The sequence below is a fragment of the Streptomyces sp. NPDC049687 genome (genome assembly GCF_044465285.1).
GTDB lineage: Bacteria > Actinomycetota > Actinomycetes > Streptomycetales > Streptomycetaceae > Streptomyces.
Map to the genome: position 1 here is coordinate 257,913 of NZ_JBITLN010000011.1, position 19,156 is coordinate 277,068.

A 19,156-nucleotide genomic window follows, 5' to 3' on the forward strand; every position below is an offset into this window, starting at 1 on the left:
ACCAACCAGGCGGCCCGCACGGTGAGGCGGCGTGACTCGCCGGGGCGCAGCTCCGACTCGTCGTGGTGACGGAGAGCTGTCTGCACGCCCCGCAACCGTCCCTCGTCGCCGACCAGTCGACCGATCCACCGGTGCCGGTGACGTGTCCGCACAGCGGACCGACCGCACTCCGGCCGCGGGATCAACGATCCGGGGCTCAGCTCCTCGTCCAGCGGTCGACGCGGGCGGCGGCCCCGCGGATCGCCCGGCGGCCGGGCCCGTAGGGCAGGCGACGCAGCAGCGCGTGGGCGCCGGTGCGCAGGCGCGGGTCGGCGGCGGCGCGCAGCATCAGGCGTCGGGAGACGCTGTCCTTGCCCAGGGTGCCGACGTCCAGGCGGAGTTGCCCGCCGGGGCCGCTCCAGCCCGGTACGACGACGCGGGCCGGGTCGCCGACGACGGCGGCGCGTAGGGGGCGGCGCAGTTCGCGGGGCATGGCGAGGCGCGCGCGGCGGCCCACGCCGAGGAGCTGGGCGGAGCCCCACACCTGGTGGATACCGGGCTCCATCGGGTGCCCGCCGGCGAGGGTCAGCGGGTCGATGCGGGTTTCGCCGGAGACTACGATGCGGTGGCGGCCGCCGGTGAGTGGCTCGCTGCGCGGGGCGAGTTCGACGTCCGCGTCCGGATACCACCACAGGTCGCGACCGGTGTCGTGGACGAGCAGCTCCCCGTAGGCGTAGCCGAACGGGTCGCCGGCCTCGAAGTTCTCAGCGCCCGGGATGCCGTCGAGGAGTTCGGGGTCGAGCAGCAGCCTTCCGTGCCGCTCCACGACCGTGAGCGGTTGGCCGTCGGGTCGGAGCATGCCGACGGTGGTGGTGACGGTGAGCGCGCCGTTGTGCCAGTGAATGCCGTCGACGCTGACGTGCGGCCTGATGTTCGCGGTGCGGGAGGCGAGTTCGACCAGCGAGTCCAGGCGCCCGGCCTCGAGGAGGGTGGCCCGCAGCCGGGTGATGGGCGGCAGGCCCTCGCGGACACCCGGCGGGAAGCATTCGCGGGCGAGGTCGCGGACGGCACCGAAGTACCGTTCCAGCGCGGCGCCCTTGCGCTGCAGGACGCGTGGTTCGGTGACGGGGCGCAGGACCTCGACGCGGTAGGTGCGGCGCAGGAGGTGGTCCTGGAGGTCGCCGGGCTCGGTGCCCTCCTTGACTGCGTCGATGACGTTGCGCACGTGTCGGTAGTACTCCTCGGGGGAGGCGGCCGCGCTGCTGTTGTTGCCGCCGTCCTCCCTCCGGTTCCACTCGTAGCAGGGGTAGTCGCCGACGATCGAGACCGTCCGGGCCCGGACGTAGGCGCGAGCCATGAAGACCTGGTCCTCCAACCGGACCCGCCCCTCGGGGAAGACGATGCCGTGATCGAGGAGGAAGTCGCGGCGGAACATCTTGTGCGGTGTCAGGCTCTCGAAGAGCCGGGCGTCGGCGGCCGTACACCGGTCGACGCTGCGTTTGAAGACGTTGCTCGGCCCGGCCATCGTGCCGAACACCTTGCCCAGGACGATGTCGGCGCGGTTGCGTTCGGCGAGCCTCAGCATTCGCTCCAGCGCCTCGGGGGCGAGCTTGTCGTCCTGGTCGACGAACTGGACGTACTCGCCCTGCGCCAGCCGCACGCCGACATTGCGCGGTCTGCCCGGCCAGCCGGAATTCTCCTGGTGGTGGACGCGTACGTGCGAGTGGTCGGCGGCAAGCTGTTTGAGACGCCGGGCCGAGTCGTCCGTGGAGCCGTCGTCGACGTACAGAACCTCGTAGGCGCCGGGCCCCAGGCTCTGGCCCAGGAGCGAGGGCGCACACTCGTCTATGAAGGATCCGGCGTTGTAGACCGGAACGATCACCGTCACTTTGATCATACAGGCCCCCTTTTGCGTAGCCTTCGCCCATTAGACATCGACTGTTGGATAAGCGCGGCGCGGAACCAGGGGACTCCCATGCTCTTCGCCCACGCCGGCCGACATTCAGCAGGGTGAAGCGCCCTGAGCAGGCGTTTCCCGCCGGGCGGGCCAGGCTCGCCGCGTCCCCGGTCGGCGTAACGGAGCGTCTGCGCTTCGGTCGTGATGGGCGGCCATGTCCGTCCCTCCCTCGGCGCCCGAACGGGTCGTGTCCCACGGGAGGGCGGCGACTGCGCCGCCGCGAGTGACGCCCGGGCCCATGCCGCGGTCGATGTGGTCGCCCTGGCTCCAGTGCCGCGGACAACGTTCGCCGAATTCCCGGCCCTCCTGACGGTCAGTGATGTGCGTCACGTGGCCCGGTTCTCCTGTGATGTTCGTCGGTCCCGCCGCGCTGGACTCCGCGGGTCACCTGTGTGACGGGTGTGCCCTTCGTTGCTTTCTTCTGCGGCCTTTTCTCGGCCTTCTGTGGGGGTGGATACGACGTGAGTCGTCGTTCGTCGCATGCGTACAGACCGTTGAGCCTGAAACGACGGGCGTGGCTGACGCTCGGTGCGGTGGTCCTGGGCGGCGGGGGCGTGGTGACGTACGCCGTCGCCAGTCCTTCCGCCCACTCCGGCGCCGAGGGCCGGCCCAAGCGGCCGGTGAAGGTCTACGACCTGGCGCTGAAGGGCACCGCGGGCGACAGACGGGATCTGCCGCGCACGGACACCGAGCAGTTCTCGCTGCTCGGCGTCTCCTGGACGGGTGCGGTCAAGCGGCTCGACGGCACCGCGCAGGTACGCACCCGCAGCATGGAGAGCGGCGACTGGAGCACCTGGCACGACCTGGAACTGGACGTGGACCCGCTGGACCATCCCGGTCCCGAGGTGCGTGGCGCGTCCGAGCCGCTGTGGGTCGGCCCGTCCGACGGCGTCGAGGTGCGGGTCGTCCGCAAGAACGGCACCACGGCCGACTCGCTGCCCAAGGGACTCCAGGTCAACCTGGTCGACCCGGGTGTGGTCACCGACGCCGAGGCGAAGGCCGACGGTTCCGGGACGGAGCCGGCCGCGTACGTCACCGACGAGAGCCCCTCCGCCTCGTCCACCGAGTCCGCCGCACCGACCGACAGCGTCACGGCGACCCCCACGGACGGCCAGACCACCGGGTCCCCGGCTCCGACAAACACCACGGCCTCGGCCACGCCGAGCGGCTCGGCCACGCCGAGCGGCTCGGCAACGCCGTCCTCCTCACCGAGCACCTCCGCGAGCCCTTCGCCGACCGCGCCCACGGCACCGCCGTCCACCGTGCCCGAACCGCCGATCACCTCGCGGGCCGGCTGGGGCGCCGACGAGTCGATCAGCCCCGACGCGCCGGAGTACAACGCCGACGTCAAGGCCGTCTTCGTGCACCACACCGACGGGGCCAACGACTACTCCTGCGCCGACTCGGCGTCGATCGTGCGCGGCATCTACGCGTACCACGTACAGGTCGACGGCTGGAAGGACATCGGCTACAACTTCCTGGTCGACAAGTGCGGCACCATCTTCGAGGGTCGCAAGGGCGGCGTCGGCCTGCCGGTGCTGGGCGCCCACACCTACGGCTGGAACCGGGAGTCCACGGGCATCGCGGTGCTCGGCGACTACACCTCCACCAGCGCCTCCAGCGCCGCGCTGGCCTCCATCGCGCGCGTGGCGGCCTGGAAGCTCGGCCAGTACGGCGCCGACCCGGCCGGCACGGTGGAGCTCACCTCGGGCGCCACCCAGAAGAACTACTTCGGCACCAGCTTCACCGCCGGCGTGAAATACACCTTCCAGCGCATCTCCGGCCACCGCGACGGCTACAACACGCAGTGCCCCGGCAGCTCCCTCTACGCCCAGTTGCCCACCGTCCGCGCCTGGGCGGCCGGTCCGGTGCAGGGGCTGAAGGTCACCTCGGTCGGCGGCGCGGGTCTGTCCGGCTCGACGTACTACACCAAGGGCGCCGTCACCCTGCACTGGACGACCACCACGCCCGGCTCACTCATCTCCAAGGTCGAACTGCTGGTCGACGGCAAGACCGTGACCACCGCCTCCGGCACCGCCACCTCCGCGAGCGCGACCCTGGCCGCCGGCAGCCACACCGTCGCCCTACGCGCCGTTCACCAGTCCGGCAAGACCACGACCAGCGCCGCGCTCACCGTCGTCTCGGACACCACGGCGCCGACCTTCACCACGGTCCCGAAGCTGTCCCTGCGCACCGGCACCGTCAGCACCACCGCCGTCCCGGTCGCCCTGGGCTGGAAGGCCGCCGACGACAAGGCCCTGCACGAGGTGAAGCTGCTGGCGCCCACGACGGCCACCTTCGGCCCGACCACCACCGGCTCCAACCGCACCGCCAAGCCCGGCACCGCCACCACCTGGTCGATGCGGGCCTACGACTACGCCGGCAACTACACCACCTCCTCGCCCTCCTACACCCCGGTGATCCTGCAGGAGACCTCCGCGGTGAAGTCGGGCAGCTGGACCACCCGTTCCTCGACCAGCTACCTCGGTGGCACGTCGTACTCCAGCGGCACCAAGGGCGCGAGCCTCACCTGGACCTTCACCGGCCGCTCGGCCGCCTGGGTGGTCTCCCGCGCCGCCACCTCGGGCCAGGCGTACGTCTACGTCGACGGCAGCAAGGTCGCGACCGTCGACCTGAAGTCGTCCACGACGTCGTACCGCCAGGCGATCTGGACGAGGACCTGGTCCGGCAGCGCCAAGCACACCGTCAAGATCGTCGTGGTGGGCACCGCCGGCCGTCCCACCATCACCACTGACGGGCTCGTCTACGTCAAATAGGCCCTGAGCGATGCGGAAGTGAGCTGCTCCCGCCTCGAGGAAGACGTCGGTCGAACTCCTCGACGTACTCCTCGGGGCGGGACCGGTTCGGGGCGGTCCCGCGACTCCAGGGCTGTGCCGAGCCGTCCGGTGACGGCCACCGGCGGGCGGACGCCACCGCGTCCCCCCGCCACCGGGCGCGTCACTCGCCCTTCGGGCCGGCCTGCTGCACCACCTCGAAGGACCAGAGGGTGGAGGCCGAAGCCGCGGGCTTGGGCTGCTCGCCCTCCCCGCCGCCCCGGTGCGCCGCCCGCATCGGGCCCTCGAGCCAGGCCTGGAACGACTCCTCGTCACGCCAGCGCGTGTACACGAGGTAGGTGTCGGTGCCCTCGACCGGGCGGAGCAGCTCGAACCACTCGAAGCCGTCCGAGTCCTCGACGGCGTGCGCTCGCGCGGCGAACCGCTTCTCGAGGGTCTCCCGCTGCGCGGCCGGGACGGCCAGTACGTTGATCTTGACTACGCTCATGTCCCCATCCTGCCTTCCAGGGCGTCCGGCGCGGCGCACCGGGGCCCGGCTATCTCGCAGGCGTCCGCTCCAGCCGTTCCACCTCCCGAGCGGCCTGCCGGGCGTCCCGCTCGGCGCGGGCGAGCGCGTCGGCGGCGGCGCGGTACCGCTCCTCGGCCGGCTGCTCTTCCCGGGCGGCCTGCCGGAGTGCCTCGCGTGCCTCCCGCAGCCGCCGCTCGGCCTCGTCCACCTCCTGCTGAGCACGGCTCCTGCGGTCCCGGGCCTGCTGTACGGACGTCTCCGCGTCGGCGTGTTCGGCGCGACGGTCTCCGAGTTCCCGGGTGGCGGCCTCGGCCGCTCGGCGGGCCCGGCCGAGCCGTTCCTCCCGCCGCCGGGCGAGCCCGTCCTCCTGAGGGGGCCGTGCGGGCGGCGCGGAGGCTGCCGAGGAGGGTGTCCGGCTCCGGGCCGCGCCCTCGGAGGCGATGCCGGACGGGAAGCCCGACGGCGGGGCGAGGGCACTGTCCAGGCGACCGGTGGCCCACCGGTCGGCGGCCTCCGGGTCGGCGAGCACGGCCTGCAGGGTGGCGGTGACGTCACCCAGCACCGTGTCCGACAGCCGGTGTCCGGCGTCGAGCGCGAGCTCCGCAGCCTGCCGGGAGAGGGCGGCGACGATACGGCGCCGCTGCGCGGACAGTTCCTTGACGCCGGCGGAGTCCAGGTCCCGGTGGGCCTCGCGCAGCGCCTGCCCCAGCTCCAGGAACTGTCGGCTCTCCCGTGGCCGTGAGCGCAGGAGCAGGTTCGCGGCCCAGGCCGCGAGGGTGGGGCGGTGGGCCTCGTGGATCCGGCGGGCGTCGTCGCCGCGGCCAGCCGTCCTGGCGGCCGCCGCCAGTTCCTCCCGGCGCGCGACGAAGTCGGACGGCGGGGTGGTGTAGAGCCGGTCGAGAACCGCCTCCACATCCTGCTCCGCGCCGCCACCGCGCGCCCGCGCGCCCTTGCGCTGCATGCTCCACAGCCTCCACCGGGTGGCCCCGCCGCGCACGCCGGGGCCATCCGGCCGGGGAAGGGCGGGGTGTCAGCGGTAGCAGGTGGTGACGCCCGGCCGCCAGGGGCAGGCGAGGGCGGCGAAACCGCCGCCCGCGACGACGTCGACGCTCAGCGTGTCACCGCCGTGCAGCACCTGCCGGTCCTGGACGAGTCCGTCGGCACCGTCCCGGATCGTCTCGACCAGCCACCGTCCCGTCCCGAGCGACAGCGGGACCTCGGCCGTGCGGGCCGCGCCCGCGAACACCCCGCCCACGAACCAGCGGTCGCCGCTGCGGCGGGCGAGCACCGCCTCCTGGCCGGGCTGTCCGGCGAGCAGCCGGGTGTCGTCCCAGGCCGCGGGGACCTGGTCCATGAAGGCCCGGGCCGGCGGCCGGGCGTCGTACGACTCGGGGGTGCCCGCGAACATCTGCAGCCCCGACTCGTAGGCGACGGTGAGCCCGACCTCGGCCGCGTCGGAGTTCGGGCGCAGGCCGACGCGCTGGAAAGCGCCGGGGGTGAAGTCCATCGACCCGATGACGTTGCGGGTGAAGGGCAGGGTCGTGAGGTGGGCGGCGGTGTTGGTGCGCTTCTCCTCGCCGCCGACGCCCTCCAGCGTCATCACCTGCGGCCAGGTGCGCTGGATGCCCTTGGGGATCGTGGAGCCGTGGAAGTCGACCATGAGGTGGTGCGCGGCGGTCTCCGGGAGGATGGCGTCGTACCAGCGGAGCATGGACTGCGCCTCGGAGTTCATGAAGTCGATCTTGACGCCCTTGACGCCCCACCGCTCCAGGGTGGGCAGCCACTGGGCACGTTCCTCGGGGGTGTCGAGGTCGCGCTGGTGGATCCAGACGATGATCCCGACGCCCTTGGCGCGCGCGTACGCGACGAGTTCCGGCATCCAGCTGGTGGTCTGCCAGTCGGGGTCGGTGACGTCCCACTCGTCCTTCTTGAAGTACCAGCCCGAGTCGACGGCCTCGTAGGGCCAGCCCCGCTCGGCGGCGTAGTCGACGTACGCCTTCTGCGCCGCCAGGCTCTGCCCCGCCGCCCGTCCGCCGGCGAGCCAGGTCCACAGCACGGTGCCGGGCCGGATCCAGGAGCGGTCGGCGACCTTGGACGCCGGGGCGAGGTCGTCGGTGAAGGTGGACCGGGTGACGGTGGCGAGGTCGCCGGTGACCATGGCCCGCCACGAGGTGGCGAGGGGGCCGTCGGCGTCGACGCGCTCGTCGGCGAGCTGGATGCGGTAGGTGCCGGTGCCCTGCGTGTGGGCGAGCCGGGCCCCCGAGTAGCTGCCGGTGAGGTCGGACTCGGCGAGGAGGGTGTAGCCGCCGGGGGTGGAGAAGAGTGCCTGGGGCGAATAGGCGTTGGTGGGGGCGGTGGCGGCGGTGTACGGGGCGAACTGGCCCTCGTTGTCGACCCGATAGGTGCTGAGCCAGGCCCCCGCGTCCGGCGGCAGGTTGAAGGCGGAGGTCTCGCCGAGCACATCCCCTTGCCCGGCGGGCAGGACGTACCGGTAGGCGACGCCGTCGGCGGAGGCGCGGACGACGAGGTCGAGCCGGGCGCCGGCGGCGGTGGCGAACGACAGCCGGGTCTCGTTCATGCGCACCCGGCGGTCCACGCGTTTGCCGGACTTCGTCCGGTACCGCTCGTCGACCAGCCGGTCCTTGCGGCGCAGGAAGCGTAAGTCCTTGGAGAGGTCGGCCTGTTCGGTGACGATGCCGACGGGCGACGGTTCGATGACCGTACGGCCGTCGCGGGACACCGCGAGGCTGAGCGTGCCGGTGGTGTCGTCCAGGGATATCCGCGCCCGGGGGGCGTGTGCCGCCGCCGAGACGGTCCAGACGCGGCCGGGGGAGCCCAGGTCCTGTTCGGCCCGCGCGGGTACGGTCGTGAGGAGGGTGGCCACCAGCCCGGCGCAGAGCGTGGCGACCGCGGTTCTGATCGGAAAAGCCATGAGAATCTTCCCTGTCGTGGGTCCGGGCGGACGGTCGTTACGGCAGTCCCCAGGCCGCCCCCGGTTCGCCGACGGCGACGGGCGCGATGACGAGGTCGGGGCGGGAGCCGGAGTGGATCAGCACCTCGCGGTCCCGGGGCAGGTCGACGAAGAGCACGCCGTCGCCCAGGTCGCGGGTACGGGCCGGGCTGCCGTCGTCGAGGAGCACGGTGAGCCGGCCGCCGATCCCGTGCCGCACCTTGAGCGGTTCGCCGGCCAGGCTCCTGATCCGGACGAACCGGGTCGTCCCCGCCTCGCGCACGGCGCTGACCAGGAAGGCGCCCTGGGTGCGGAAGTCGTGCAGGGTGACGTCCGCCCAGGCGGACGGGACGGCCGGGAAGACGCGGATGACGCCGCCCCAGCTCTGGCAGAACATGTCGTGCAGGGACTGCGAGGCGGACAGCGGCGTCTCGATGACCGGACCGGCCTCGGTGTAGTGCGTGTTGGCCTGGCAGGGATAGCGGGTGGTGGGGTCGAAGAACTTCCGCAGATACGTGATCGCGGTGTCGCCGTCACCGGTCATCGCGTACAGCGAGGCGGCCCCGGTGTAGCTGTAGCCCCGGTGGGCGCCGGTCAGCGCGTGCCAGCGGACGACCGACTTCGTGATCAGGTCGCGGTTCTCGGGCTGGTCCCAGTTGACGAGGTACAGCGGGTACACCATCAGCAGGTGCGAGTAGTGCCGGTGGGACTGCGCGTACGGGGTGTCGGCGCCGATCATGAAGCCGTTGTCGTCGACCGGGTACGGCGTGAGTTTGGCCAGCACCTCCTGCCAGCGTGGGATCGACTCGTCGTCGACTCCGAGGAGTTCGGCGGACTCGATGAGCGTCTGGCAGCCCCAGCGGATGAGCGCCAGGTCGTAGTTGGTGTCCTGGGGCGGCACGACGGGGTACTCGGGCGAGAGCGTGCTCGGCAGGTGCAGTCTGCCGTCGCTGCCCGGGGTGAGGAAGTGCAGGTAGTAGGCGATCGCGCGGCGCAGCACCGGGTAGATCGTGTCGCGTAAGAGGGCCTTGTCCATGGAGTGCCGGTAGGACAGCCACACGTTGTGCAGCGCCCAGGTGAGGTCGCCGGTCTCGGCGCCGGTGCCCGGCCGGCCCACCTCCCGGTTGGCGAACATGTCGGAGCTGCGGCCGATGCCGGAGCTGTCCGCGCGGTAGGCGGCGGGCACGTTGGCGATCAGCTGTTCCTGGTTCTGCCGCAAGGTGGTGGCGAGCGCGTCGAGTTCCGGGTGGTTGGAGCCGTGGATCAGCCAGTACTCCAGCTGGACGTTGAGGTTCCACCACACGGCGGGCCAGGGAGTGGGCTCCAGCCACGGGCCGGAGGTGGCCATGACGGGGCCGCCCGCACGGCTGGCGGAGGCGACCTTGTAGAGCTGGATCCAGTGGAAGCTCTGCAGCCGCTGGTCGGGGAACGAGACGAAGCTCTTCGGGTAGAAGGCGTGCCACCAGCGGGTGTGGCGTCGTCGGAGGGCGCCGTACGACGTCGCGCGCCGCAGGGTGCGCAGGGAGTCGGCCTCGGCGGCGGTGTCGGAGGGGAAGCTGTGTCCGACGCTGAGCAGCAGGTCGTCGCCGGTGCGGCGGTAGGCGGTGGCGGTCTGGCCGCCGCCGGTGAGGGGCTGGAGCACCTGCTCGGTGCCGTCGGCGGCGGTCCGGGTGGTCCAGGGCGGGTTGGCGGTGTAGCCGGCGGGCGGGGCCTCCTGGATGCGGCGGGGGCTGAGGGCCTCCTCGGGGTGGAACGTCCAGGTGACCCGCTCGCCGCCGGTGGCCGTCACACGGGCGGCCAGGACCTCGTCGTGGACGAGGGCGGAGAGGGTGAGGGTGCCGGCGGTGGTGGTGACGGTGCCGGTCAGCTCGGCGTTCCACAGGCTCAGCCGCCAGTCCACGGCGGTGATGGTGCCGGCCGGGTCGAGCGTGAGGTGTCCGACCGGCAGTCGGCAGGTGCCCCAGCCGCTGCCGAACTCGGGCCGGTGGTCCTGGACCCGGCCGTGCTGGACGGTGAAGCGGATCCGGTTGGCGCCCGGCTCCTGGTAGATCATGCTGCCGAGCAGCCCGTCGCCGAGGAACGGGCCCTCGTACCAGCGGGTCGGCAGCCTCGTCCACAGGAGGTCCTGGTCCCGCAGGAACCTGTCCCAGGCACGGTCGGTGGTCATGGTGTCGCGGAGTTTCCAGGGGCGCCGGCCGGGGCTGCGGGGACCGGTCGTCGGACCGGCGTGGGCCGTCCCGGGCAGGGCAGCTCCTGCCGCGCCGCCCAGCGCGGTGCCGAGCACGGCTCTGCGGGGCAGGGGTGAGTGCTTCCCCGACTGCGAGGTCATCATCGTCCTCCAGACCTGACGGATCATCGATACATCGGGTGTATCCGGACCGTAAGGAGGCCTGCGTGGACCTGTCAATGGCTCGAAGTCCTTGACTCCTCCGATGTATTGGGGTTGCCTGCTGGTACGTACCTGGCATGTCCCTGACTCTCTCGCCATGGACCCGCCCACGGAAGGGAACCCCTGATGAACCGGAGATCCGTCTTACGCGCGGGGGCCGGCCTGCTGGCCGGCGGCGCGGCGCTCACCCTGCCGCCGACTCCGCTCGCCGGCGCCGCGACGGCCGCGCCGACGGCCGCCGACCCCACCGACGGCTGGACGCAGACCTCGTTCACGTACAGCTGGCAGAAGCCCTGGAACCTCGACCTCGCCGACCGGCACAGCTCCAGCGGCGGCGTGCACCGCATGTGGGTGTACGCCACCGACGAGCCGTTCGAGGAGGGCAGCTCCACCGACCCGCGCACCGAGATGCGCTGGAAGGTCGACTACAAGACGGGCGACCACATGTGGGACGCCGACGTCTACCTTCCGTCCGGCACCGACGGCGCGTCCTTCGTGCAGATCCTGCGGAGCGTCCACCCCTCGGGAACACCGGCCACCGACATCATGCTCAACGTCTACGGCACGGGTGGTGGCACCGTGCGGCGCTACGACGGCACGGTCCTCAGGACGAACGCGTACGACACCTGGTTCAACGTGAAGATCGCCCACGAGGCGAGCAGCGGGACCGGGACCGTCAAGGTCTACTTCGACGACTCCCTCGTCCTGACCGTCGCCGACCGGGGCCCCGCCACCCGCTACTTCAAGAACGGCGTCTACAACCACGGTTCCGGCCGCGCCGAGGCCCGCTTCCGCAACATCGCCTACTGGACGCGCTGAGCGGACCGCGCGTCGACCGTGGCGGGTGCCGGGGCCGCACCGGTCACTCCTTCCTGAGCACGATGTCGAAACTCGCCGAGGTCCACGTGCCCTGCGGCCGGCGGCCGTCCGGGGCCGGGGTGCCGGGCTCGTGCCGGTCGAAGGGGCGGATCAGGGAATCCCTCACGCCGAAGACCGAGTCGCTGTCCAGCCACGGGTCGTCCGCCACGAAGATGTGCGTGACGAGCGGGTGGAAGCCGGGCGCCGTCACCTTGAAGTGCAGGTGCGGTGCCCGCATCGGCGAGCGGCCGGCCCGGTCGAGGAGCCGGCCGACGGGGCCGTCGTCGGGGATCGGGTACGGCGTGGGGGTGAGCCCCCAGAACCGGTAGCGGCCGTCGGCGTCGGTGAACAGGTGCGCGCGCCCGGCGAGGGCTCCGTCCTCGTACTGGACGTCGTACATGCCGTCGTCGTCGGCCTCCCACACCTCGACACGGGCGCCGGCGACCGGATGGCCGGCGGTGTCCGTGACCGTGCCGCTGAACCACGACGGTTCGCCGCTCGCGCCGCCGGCGATGTCCCCGCCGAGCTCGATCTCCGGCGAGTCCTGGACGAAGAACGGGCCGAGGACCGTGGACTCCGTCGGCTCGGCCGGCCCGTCGAGGGCCGGTTCGTTCACCGCGACGGTGAGCATGGAGATGCCGAGGACGTCCGAGAGGAGGACGAACTCCTGGCGGGTGTCGGTGGTGAGGTGACCGGCCTCGGTCAGGAACTCGATCGCGGCGGTCCACTCGTCCTCGGCGAGCCCGGTCTCGCGCACGAACGCGTGGGCGTGCCGGACGAGGGACCGCATGACCTCGCGGAACCGTTCGTCCTTCGCCGTGTCGAAGCTGGCGACGACCCTGTCGGTCAGTTCCTGTTCAGTCATCGGCGGGCTCCTGCGGGGGAAGGGCGGGGAGGGGGACCGGCACCGGGGTGTCCCCGCGGTGCGCGCGCCCCAGCAGCTCGCGCATCTCCTCACGGGTCACGCGGCGCGGGTTGCTGTCCGGCACCTGGGCCATGACCAGGTCCGCGGCTCGGTCCAGCTCCTCCTCGGCAAGCCCCGACTCCCGCAGCGAGCGCGGGGGTTCGAGCCTGTCGTAGAGGGCGAGCAGCGCGTCGAACGGGTCGGCGCCGGCGTCGAGGGCGGCAGCGAGGCGCCGTGCCGCCCCGGGTGCCGCGGGAAGGTTGAGGCCGACCACGTGCGGCAGGACCACCGCGTGCAGGGCGGCGTGTTCGAGGTCGTACGCGCCGCCGAGGACATGGCACACCTTGTGGTGCAGTCCGGAGCCGGCCCCGGCGAACGCGACCGCCCCGAGGTAGGTGCCGAAGAGGATCTCGCGGCGGGCCTCCACGTCCTGCCCGTCGGCGACGACCCGCGGGAGTGCGGAGGCGAGCGAGCGGACGCCCTCGACGGCCAGCGCGGAGCTGATCGGGTTGTGCCGGGGCGCCCACCACGCGTCGACGCAGTGGGCGAGCGCGTTGAGGCCGGACGTCACCGACAGCCTCGTCGGCAGCGTCAGCATCAGCGTGGCGTCGTAGACGACGGAGCGGGGGAGCACCTTCGGGTCGACGCCGGTGCGCTTGTGGCCGTCCTCGGTGAGGCCCCAGACGGGGGTGGCCTCGGAACCGGCGTACGTCGTGGGGACGGCGAGAACCGGCAGCCCGGTGGTGAGCGCCGCCGCCTTGGCGGTGCCCGTCGTCGATCCTCCGCCGACGCTCAGCAGCAGGTCGGCGTCGTGCTCACGGGCGGCCGCCCGCACGGCCTCGGCCACCTCGGCCGGGACGTGCGGACGGACGGCGCCGAAGATCTCCACGACCGGGACGTCCTCGCAGAGGCCCTCGGCCAGGGCGCGCTCCCCGTCGGCCGCGATCAGCAGGACCCGGCTCGCGCCGAGCCCGGCGACCTCGGCCGCGATGTCCTGCCGTGCGGTGCCCGAGCCGAAGACGACCCGCTGACCCCAGGACTCGTAGACGATCCGTGTCATGCCGTCACCGCTCGCGCCCGGGGCACGGCGCCCGCCGCGCACGCCCCGACGAGGGCCGGGACGGCGAAGGCGTAGAAGGCCCACTCCACCGAGGCGCCCGAGCCGAGGACGTACGCGCCCAGGGACGGGCCGACGATCGCGCCGAACCGGCCGATCGACAGGGCCCAGGCGAGGCCGTTGCCGCGCAGGGCGTCCGGGTACCGGGTCACGATGAACGCGTTGCCGAGGATCTGCGAGCCGATGAAACCGAAGCCGCTGACGAACATGAGCACGAACATGACGGGCGTCGGCGGCCGGGTGCTCATCGCGACCAGGCTCACCGTGCCGACCAGGAACGCGACGACCACGACCCGCTTGGCGCCCAGCGCGTCCGCGATCCGGCCGCCGACGACGGCCCCGACCCCGACGCCCAGCCACATCGCCGCCGTCTGCAGCAGCGCCGAGCCGAGGGAGAAGCCCGCGGCCTGCATGATGCTGGGCAGCCAGGTGCTGATGCCGAAGACCAGCAGGAGCCCACAGAAGGACATGGCCCAGAAGAGCACGGTCGAGACCGCGAGCCCGCCGGTCAGCAGCGAGCCGACGCCCAGCCACCGCCCCGGGTCCGAGGCCGGCTCGGCCTCCGACGGGGCGAGGCCGAGCCGCTCCTCCACCGCTCTCGCCTCGGCCGCCCGTCCGGTCCGGCTGAGGTGGAACGGGCTCTCCGGCAGCCGCAGCACCAGCGGTACGGCCAGGAACACCGGGAGCACGCCGATCACGTACAGCCAGCGGTACGACACCTCCGGGAGCAGGGCGGTGCCGAGCAGCGGGGAGAGCAGCGCGCCGGCCGCGTAACCGCTCATGATCAGGGCGACGTTGCGGCTGCGGCGGCCCGGCTCACTGAGGTCGGCGACGAAGGCGTTGATCGTGGGCAGGACCACGCCCAGACCGAGGCCGACGACCAGGCGTCCGGTGCCGAAGGAGGGGACGCCGCCCGCGCCCGCGCAGACCGCCATCCCGAGCGAGAACACGCCGGTGCCGACGAGCAGGAGCCGGCGTGGGCCGGTGCGGTGGACGAGGGATCCGGCGAGGGCCGCGCCGATCAGCATCCCGATGCCGACCAGCGAGCCGATGGTGCCGGCCTCGGCCTTGTCGATGCCGAGCGAGGGGTCGCCCAGGATCGCGGGGACGCTGACGCCGTACACGGCCAGGTCGTAGCCCTCGAGGGACGCGACGACCCAGGCGGCGACCAGCATGAACGTGGTCGCGGACGCGGTGCGGACGGTCGGGCGTATGGCGGACGGTGCGGTCATGGCCGGATCCCTTCTCCGACGACGGCAGGAGCCTGGACCGGCCCGACTGCCTCGGCAAGTGTCTTGAGGAGCGCCGGGACGTCGGACAGGGCGCCCGCGGTCCCGAGGATGTAGAAGTCGGGCCGCCACAGAACGGCGGCGCGACCGGTCTCGTCGAACCAGCGTCCGTAGACGCCGCCGACGTCGGTGATCCCTTCGGTGGTGAGACGGCGATCGGTGAGGTGGTGGACGGTGACCCCGAGCCCGGCGGCGAGGCCGGTGGCCGAGGTGTCGAGCGAGGCGCCGTCGCGACCGTCGACGAGGAGGACGAACCCGCGGCCGACGACCTCGTCGAAGAGTCCATCGGCGCCGTGCGACTCCACCCGTCCCTGCGGCATCAGGTGCCCCGCCCGCGGCGAGTCGTCGCGCAGGCCGGGACCGAGGCCGGGGAAGCGCATCTTCTCGGGTCGTCCGTTCGCCTCGCGCAGGGCGATCAGACGGGCGTCCCGCTCGGCGGCGGCCACCGGATCGCGCAGGGTCTGGACCCGGCCGAGCTCGATGCCCTTGGCGATGATGGCCCGCACATGCGGCTCCCGTTCGCTCTGGTACGTGTCGAGCAGCGCGTCGTCCGCGCCGCGCAGCACGGCGTCGAGCTTGAAGGCGAGGTTCTGGGCGTCGCGGACGCCCGAGCACATGCCCTGCCCGAGGAAGGGCGGCATCTGGTGGGCCGCGTCCCCGGCGAGCAGGATCCGGCCGTCGCGCCAGCGCTCCGCGACGAGCGAGCGGAACGTGTAGGTGGCGACGCGGATCAGCTCTGCCTGCCCGGGGTCGACGTGGGCGGCGACCCGCGCCCACACCCGGTCGGGCTCCCGCTCGACGGAGAACGAGTCCTCCGAGTCGAGCATGAAACTGAAGCGATGGTGCCGGGGGCCCAGCGAGATGATCGAGACGGGCTGCGCCGGGTCGCACACCTGACGGGCCTTGGGGATGTCGGCGTCACCGGTCAGCCGGAAGTCGCAGACCATCCACGGCTCGGAGAACCCGTAGTCCTCCTGTCCGATGCCGAGCCAGGAGCGCGTGAAGCTGTTGCCGCCGTCGCAGGCCACGACGTACCGGGCCGGGACGGCCGAGCCGTCTCCCTCGACCCGGATGTCCACGCCGTCGTCCGTGTCCCGGATCCCGGTGACCCGGGAGTCCATGCGGATCTCGACGTTCTCCAGACCGCGGACCAGGGCGTCGAGGGCGTCCTCCAGGTACGGCTGGTACATCATGTACCACTCCGCCCAGCCCTGGCCGCCGACGGCGGCGAAGTCGTGCTCGATGAGCAGCTCGCCCGTGCCGTTGCGCCACTCGTAGTTTCGCTGGACGTGCAGCGTGGGCAGCAGGGCCCGGGAGATGCCCAGGCGGTCGAAGGTCCGCATCGTCTCGTCGTCGAAGATGGCGGCGCGCGGAAGGTTGTAGAGGGTCGGGTAGCGCTCGAGGACGACCACACGGTGGCCCGCCTGCCCGAGCAGCGCCGCGGTGACCATGCCCACGGGCCCGTACCCGATGACGGCGACGTCGTACACGTACGTTTCCTTCTGCTCAGACACCGGCGTACAGGGTGTCGGGGGCGAGGCCGAGCAGCTTCTCGGCGTTCTGGTGGCCGATCTTCAGCCGGTCGGCCTCGCTGATCGGGGCGTCCCGCAGGAACCTCGTGGCCGTCTCGATGTCCTCGAAGGGGTAGTCGGTGCCGAAGAGGATGTGGTCGGCGCCCATCGAGAGCAGGGCGGTGAGCAGCGGGGCGGGGGAGCAGACGCCGCTGGTCGTGATGTAGAGGTTGTGCCGGAGGTACTCGGAGGGGCGCCCGCGCTCGAGCTCGATGCCGTGGTGGGCGTGGAACTCCCAGCGGGAGTCCATGCGCCACATCACGAAGGGAAGGCCCTCTCCCATGTGGCCGAGCAGCAGCTTGGCGTTCGGGAAGTCGTCGAAGACGCCGCCGAAGACGAGCCGCAGGACGTGGGTGGCGGTGTCGATGCCCCAGCTCCACATGGGCCCGACGAGTTCGGGGTGCCCGGAGAGCACGTGCGCGGTGTCGACGCCGTTGGCCGGGTGCAGATAGAGCGGCACGTCGAGGTGCTCGGCGCGCTCCCACACGACACGCAGGGCGGGGTCGTCCAGGTACCTGCCGTGGGTGTGCGCGTTGACCAGGGCGCCGCGCAGGCCGAGCTGGGTGACCGCGCGCTCCAGCTCGTCGGCCGCCGCCTCGGGGTCCTGCAGGGGCAGGGCACCGAAGCCGGAGAAGCGATCGGGGTGCTCGGCGATGACGCCGGCGAGGAAGTCGTTGACCGTGATCGCCTGGCGTACGGCGGTGGCGGGGTCCTTCTCCGCCTGGAGGCCGGGGGAGTTCAGGGACAGGACCTGCATGTCCAGCCCGGCGGCGTCCATGGCGTCGAGGCGTTCCTCGGTGAGGTCGAGGAGGCGCCGGGAGGCCTCGGCCCACGCTCGGGGCTGGGCGATGGACGCGGTCGACGCGCCATGGCCCACCAGGTCGGGGGTCACGAAGTGCTCTTCGAGGCCGATCAGCTTCATTGCGGAGTTCTCCTCGGGTGATCTCGTGTGCGGATCTCGTCCGGAGTCGAGGTGAGGCGTCCGGTCGGGCGTGAGCGACCAGGGCGTCGGGGATGCGCGAGGCGGGTGCGCTGTCGGAGAGAGGCACAGCGGCGGCCGCGGACGCAGTTCACCAGAACGTAACGCGTTCTGCAATAGTGAATGCCAGATCGGTTCACGCGGCCCCGGCTCGCACCTCGGGCGCCGCTACGCTGAACGCCTTCGTCCACCTGCACGGGAGCTGCGCTGTGACCACGACCGACCCCACGGAGACCAGGGAGAACGGGGAGCGTCAGGGCATCCAGTCCGTCGAGACCGCGATGCGGGTCTTGCTCGCGCTGGAGAGCGGCGGCGGTGCGCTGAGCCTGTCGGCGATCGCGCAGGCGAGCGGGATGCAGCCCAGCAAGGTGCACCGCTACCTCGTCAGTCTCGGCCGAATCGGCCTGACCTCGCAGGATCCCGCGTCGGGCCTCTACGACTTCGGGGCGGCGATGCGCCGCATGGGCGCCGAGGCACTGCGCCGCACCAACGAGGTGGCGGTGGCGGGCGGCCACGCGACGCGGCTGCGCGACCGCACGGGCCACTCCGTGAACCTCGCGGTGTGGGGGGACCGCGGCCCGATCGTGGTGAGCTGGGCCTACGGCACCCGCCCACTGCCCCTGACGGTCCGGGTCGGCGCCACGCTTCCCCTGCTCACGTCATCGGTCGGGCAGGTCTTCCTGGCCCACCTGCCCGAGAGCCTCACCGACGAGGTGCTGGGCGGGGAACTGCGCGGCAAGGAGGCGGAGTGGGCCGGCGAACGTCTCGCGGCCCTGCGGGCGCAGATCCGTGAACAGGGCCATGTCGTGACGCACAGCGGTGTCATTCCGGGCATCATCTCCGTCGCCGCGCCCGTCTTCGCGGCCGGCGACCCCCTGCCGCTCGCCGTCTCCGTCGTCCTGCCCGAGAGCCTCGGCACCCCGGACCACCTCGCCGACGTCACCCGCGCACTGCACGACACGGTGACCGCGGCCTCGCACGAGCTCGGGCACCTGGCGTAGCGCCCTACCCCACGGGACGCGTGCCCGCCACCTCGTCGTAATAGGACTCGGCCGACGGGCCGAGGAGTTCATGCGCCTCCAGGAACATCTCGTGCGCCTCGTGGCCCACCCACCCCGCCGGGAGCAGCTCGGTCGGCAGGTCCGGGTCGCGGAAGGGGAACTTGCGGTAGTCGTACGTCAGCCGCATGCGTTCCACCAGCGCCTCCTCGGGGCTGAGATGCCCGGCCCGGTACGACGGCATCCGGGTGCGGTAGGTGCGCAGCAGCTCCCGGTAGTCCTCGTTCAGAGCGGCCAGGTCCCAGCCGCGCGCCGCCATCTCGCGGTCGACGGGCAGTCCGCCCGACTGGCAGCGCAGGGTGTCCAGGCGTACGGCCGGCTCGTCCGCGAACTTCTCCCGGACCTGCTGGAGCCGGTCGTGGGGGGAGACGTAGGTGGACGGTGCCAGCGGCCCGAAGCCCAGCCAGGCCAGCTCCTTGCGAATGCGGTCACGGACACCGCGCTCGGTCTCGGGGACCGAGTAGATCACCATGTACCAGTGCCGGTCCCAGTCGGAGGGCTCCCGGTCGAAGATGCGTGAGCGGCCCTCGTCCAGGAGCTGGAGACTGCGCTTGTTGAGCGCGTAGATCGTCTCCCGGCCCTCGCGCCGGACATCGAACCAGTCCTCCTTGCGCAGGCGCGCGAGGACCACCCGCACGGTGCTCTCGCCGACACCGAAGCAGCCCATCAGGGAACTGAGGGTGCGCAGCCGGGCGGCGCCGCCGCGGTAGCGGACGTAGTCGCCGAACAGGTCGAAGACGATCGATCGAGGCTTCACGCAACCGACTATGTCACACGGACGGCCGTCGCGATGATGAGCGAT

General features: G+C 72.2%; 14 protein-coding genes. 3 read left to right on the plus strand and 11 right to left on the minus strand.

Annotation, left to right across the window (positions count from 1 at the left end; genetic code table 11):
• Positions 1-196: 196 nt before the first annotated feature.
• Positions 197-1,876, minus strand: coding sequence for a glycosyltransferase (locus ACIBVL_RS31295; RefSeq protein WP_399102297.1), 1,680 nt, complete (start codon positions 1,874-1,876; stop codon positions 197-199).
• Between the two features lie 560 nt (positions 1,877-2,436).
• Between ACIBVL_RS31295 and ACIBVL_RS31300 the strand changes: the two genes are divergently transcribed.
• Positions 2,437-4,713 carry an N-acetylmuramoyl-L-alanine amidase gene (locus ACIBVL_RS31300; RefSeq protein WP_399102393.1) on the plus strand — a complete coding sequence of 759 codons (2,277 nt, stop codon included), beginning with the start codon at positions 2,437-2,439 and terminating at the stop codon, positions 4,711-4,713.
• A 181-nt stretch (positions 4,714-4,894) separates the two neighbouring features.
• Here the strand turns inward: ACIBVL_RS31300 and ACIBVL_RS31305 are convergent, their stop codons facing one another.
• The 4 genes from ACIBVL_RS31305 to ACIBVL_RS31320 all read right to left on the minus strand — a co-directional run bounded on the left by ACIBVL_RS31305 (position 4,895) and on the right by ACIBVL_RS31320 (position 10,518).
• Positions 4,895-5,218, minus strand: coding sequence for an antibiotic biosynthesis monooxygenase family protein (locus tag ACIBVL_RS31305; RefSeq protein WP_399102299.1), 324 nt, complete (start codon positions 5,216-5,218; stop codon positions 4,895-4,897).
• Between the two features lie 49 nt (positions 5,219-5,267).
• On the minus strand, positions 5,268-6,200 hold the full coding sequence (locus ACIBVL_RS31310; RefSeq protein ID WP_399102301.1) for a hypothetical protein: 933 nt from the start codon (positions 6,198-6,200) through the stop codon (positions 5,268-5,270).
• A gap of 69 nt (positions 6,201-6,269) precedes the next feature.
• The gene (locus ACIBVL_RS31315; RefSeq protein WP_399102303.1) at positions 6,270-8,171 is read right to left on the minus strand and encodes a glycoside hydrolase family 97 catalytic domain-containing protein; all 1,902 of its coding nucleotides are present in this window, start codon (positions 8,169-8,171) and stop codon (positions 6,270-6,272) included.
• A gap of 37 nt (positions 8,172-8,208) precedes the next feature.
• Positions 8,209-10,518: a glycosyl hydrolase family 95 catalytic domain-containing protein gene (locus tag ACIBVL_RS31320; RefSeq protein ID WP_399102395.1), complete on the minus strand. Its 2,310-nt coding sequence runs from the start codon at positions 10,516-10,518 to the stop codon at positions 8,209-8,211.
• Between the two features lie 186 nt (positions 10,519-10,704).
• Here ACIBVL_RS31320 and ACIBVL_RS31325 point away from each other — a divergent pair, with 186 nt between their 5' ends.
• Positions 10,705-11,397, plus strand: a complete 693-nt coding sequence (locus tag ACIBVL_RS31325; RefSeq protein WP_399102305.1) for a polysaccharide lyase family 7 protein — start codon at positions 10,705-10,707, stop codon at positions 11,395-11,397.
• A 43-nt stretch (positions 11,398-11,440) separates the two neighbouring features.
• On the opposite strand, the gene ACIBVL_RS31330 is transcribed toward ACIBVL_RS31325, so the two are convergent.
• The 5 genes from ACIBVL_RS31330 to ACIBVL_RS31350 are packed head-to-tail and all read right to left on the minus strand — an operon-like array spanning position 11,441 to position 17,239.
• Complete coding sequence (locus ACIBVL_RS31330; RefSeq protein WP_399102307.1) at positions 11,441-12,301, minus strand: dioxygenase; 861 nt, start codon at positions 12,299-12,301, stop codon at positions 11,441-11,443.
• Positions 12,294-13,400: a maleylacetate reductase gene (locus ACIBVL_RS31335; protein WP_399102309.1), complete on the minus strand. Its 1,107-nt coding sequence runs from the start codon at positions 13,398-13,400 to the stop codon at positions 12,294-12,296. Before ACIBVL_RS31335 ends, ACIBVL_RS31330 begins: the two co-directional genes overlap by 8 nt.
• Positions 13,397-14,689, minus strand: a complete 1,293-nt coding sequence (locus ACIBVL_RS31340; RefSeq protein WP_399102311.1) for an MFS transporter — start codon at positions 14,687-14,689, stop codon at positions 13,397-13,399. The genes ACIBVL_RS31335 and ACIBVL_RS31340 overlap by 4 nt, the downstream gene beginning before the upstream one ends.
• Positions 14,686-16,260, minus strand: coding sequence for a bifunctional 3-(3-hydroxy-phenyl)propionate/3-hydroxycinnamic acid hydroxylase (locus ACIBVL_RS31345; RefSeq protein ID WP_399102314.1), 1,575 nt, complete (start codon positions 16,258-16,260; stop codon positions 14,686-14,688). Before ACIBVL_RS31345 ends, ACIBVL_RS31340 begins: the two co-directional genes overlap by 4 nt.
• Positions 16,253-17,239: an amidohydrolase family protein gene (locus tag ACIBVL_RS31350; RefSeq protein ID WP_399102316.1), complete on the minus strand. Its 987-nt coding sequence runs from the start codon at positions 17,237-17,239 to the stop codon at positions 16,253-16,255. The genes ACIBVL_RS31345 and ACIBVL_RS31350 overlap by 8 nt, the downstream gene beginning before the upstream one ends.
• A 266-nt stretch (positions 17,240-17,505) precedes the next feature.
• Between ACIBVL_RS31350 and ACIBVL_RS31355 the strand changes: the two genes are divergently transcribed.
• Positions 17,506-18,297: an IclR family transcriptional regulator gene (locus tag ACIBVL_RS31355; protein WP_399102318.1), complete on the plus strand. Its 792-nt coding sequence runs from the start codon at positions 17,506-17,508 to the stop codon at positions 18,295-18,297.
• A gap of 4 nt (positions 18,298-18,301) precedes the next feature.
• Here ACIBVL_RS31355 and ACIBVL_RS31360 read toward each other — a convergent pair whose 3' ends face one another.
• Positions 18,302-19,111: a PaaX family transcriptional regulator C-terminal domain-containing protein gene (locus tag ACIBVL_RS31360; RefSeq protein WP_399102320.1), complete on the minus strand. Its 810-nt coding sequence runs from the start codon at positions 19,109-19,111 to the stop codon at positions 18,302-18,304.
• Between the last annotated feature and the right edge of the window lie 45 nt (positions 19,112-19,156).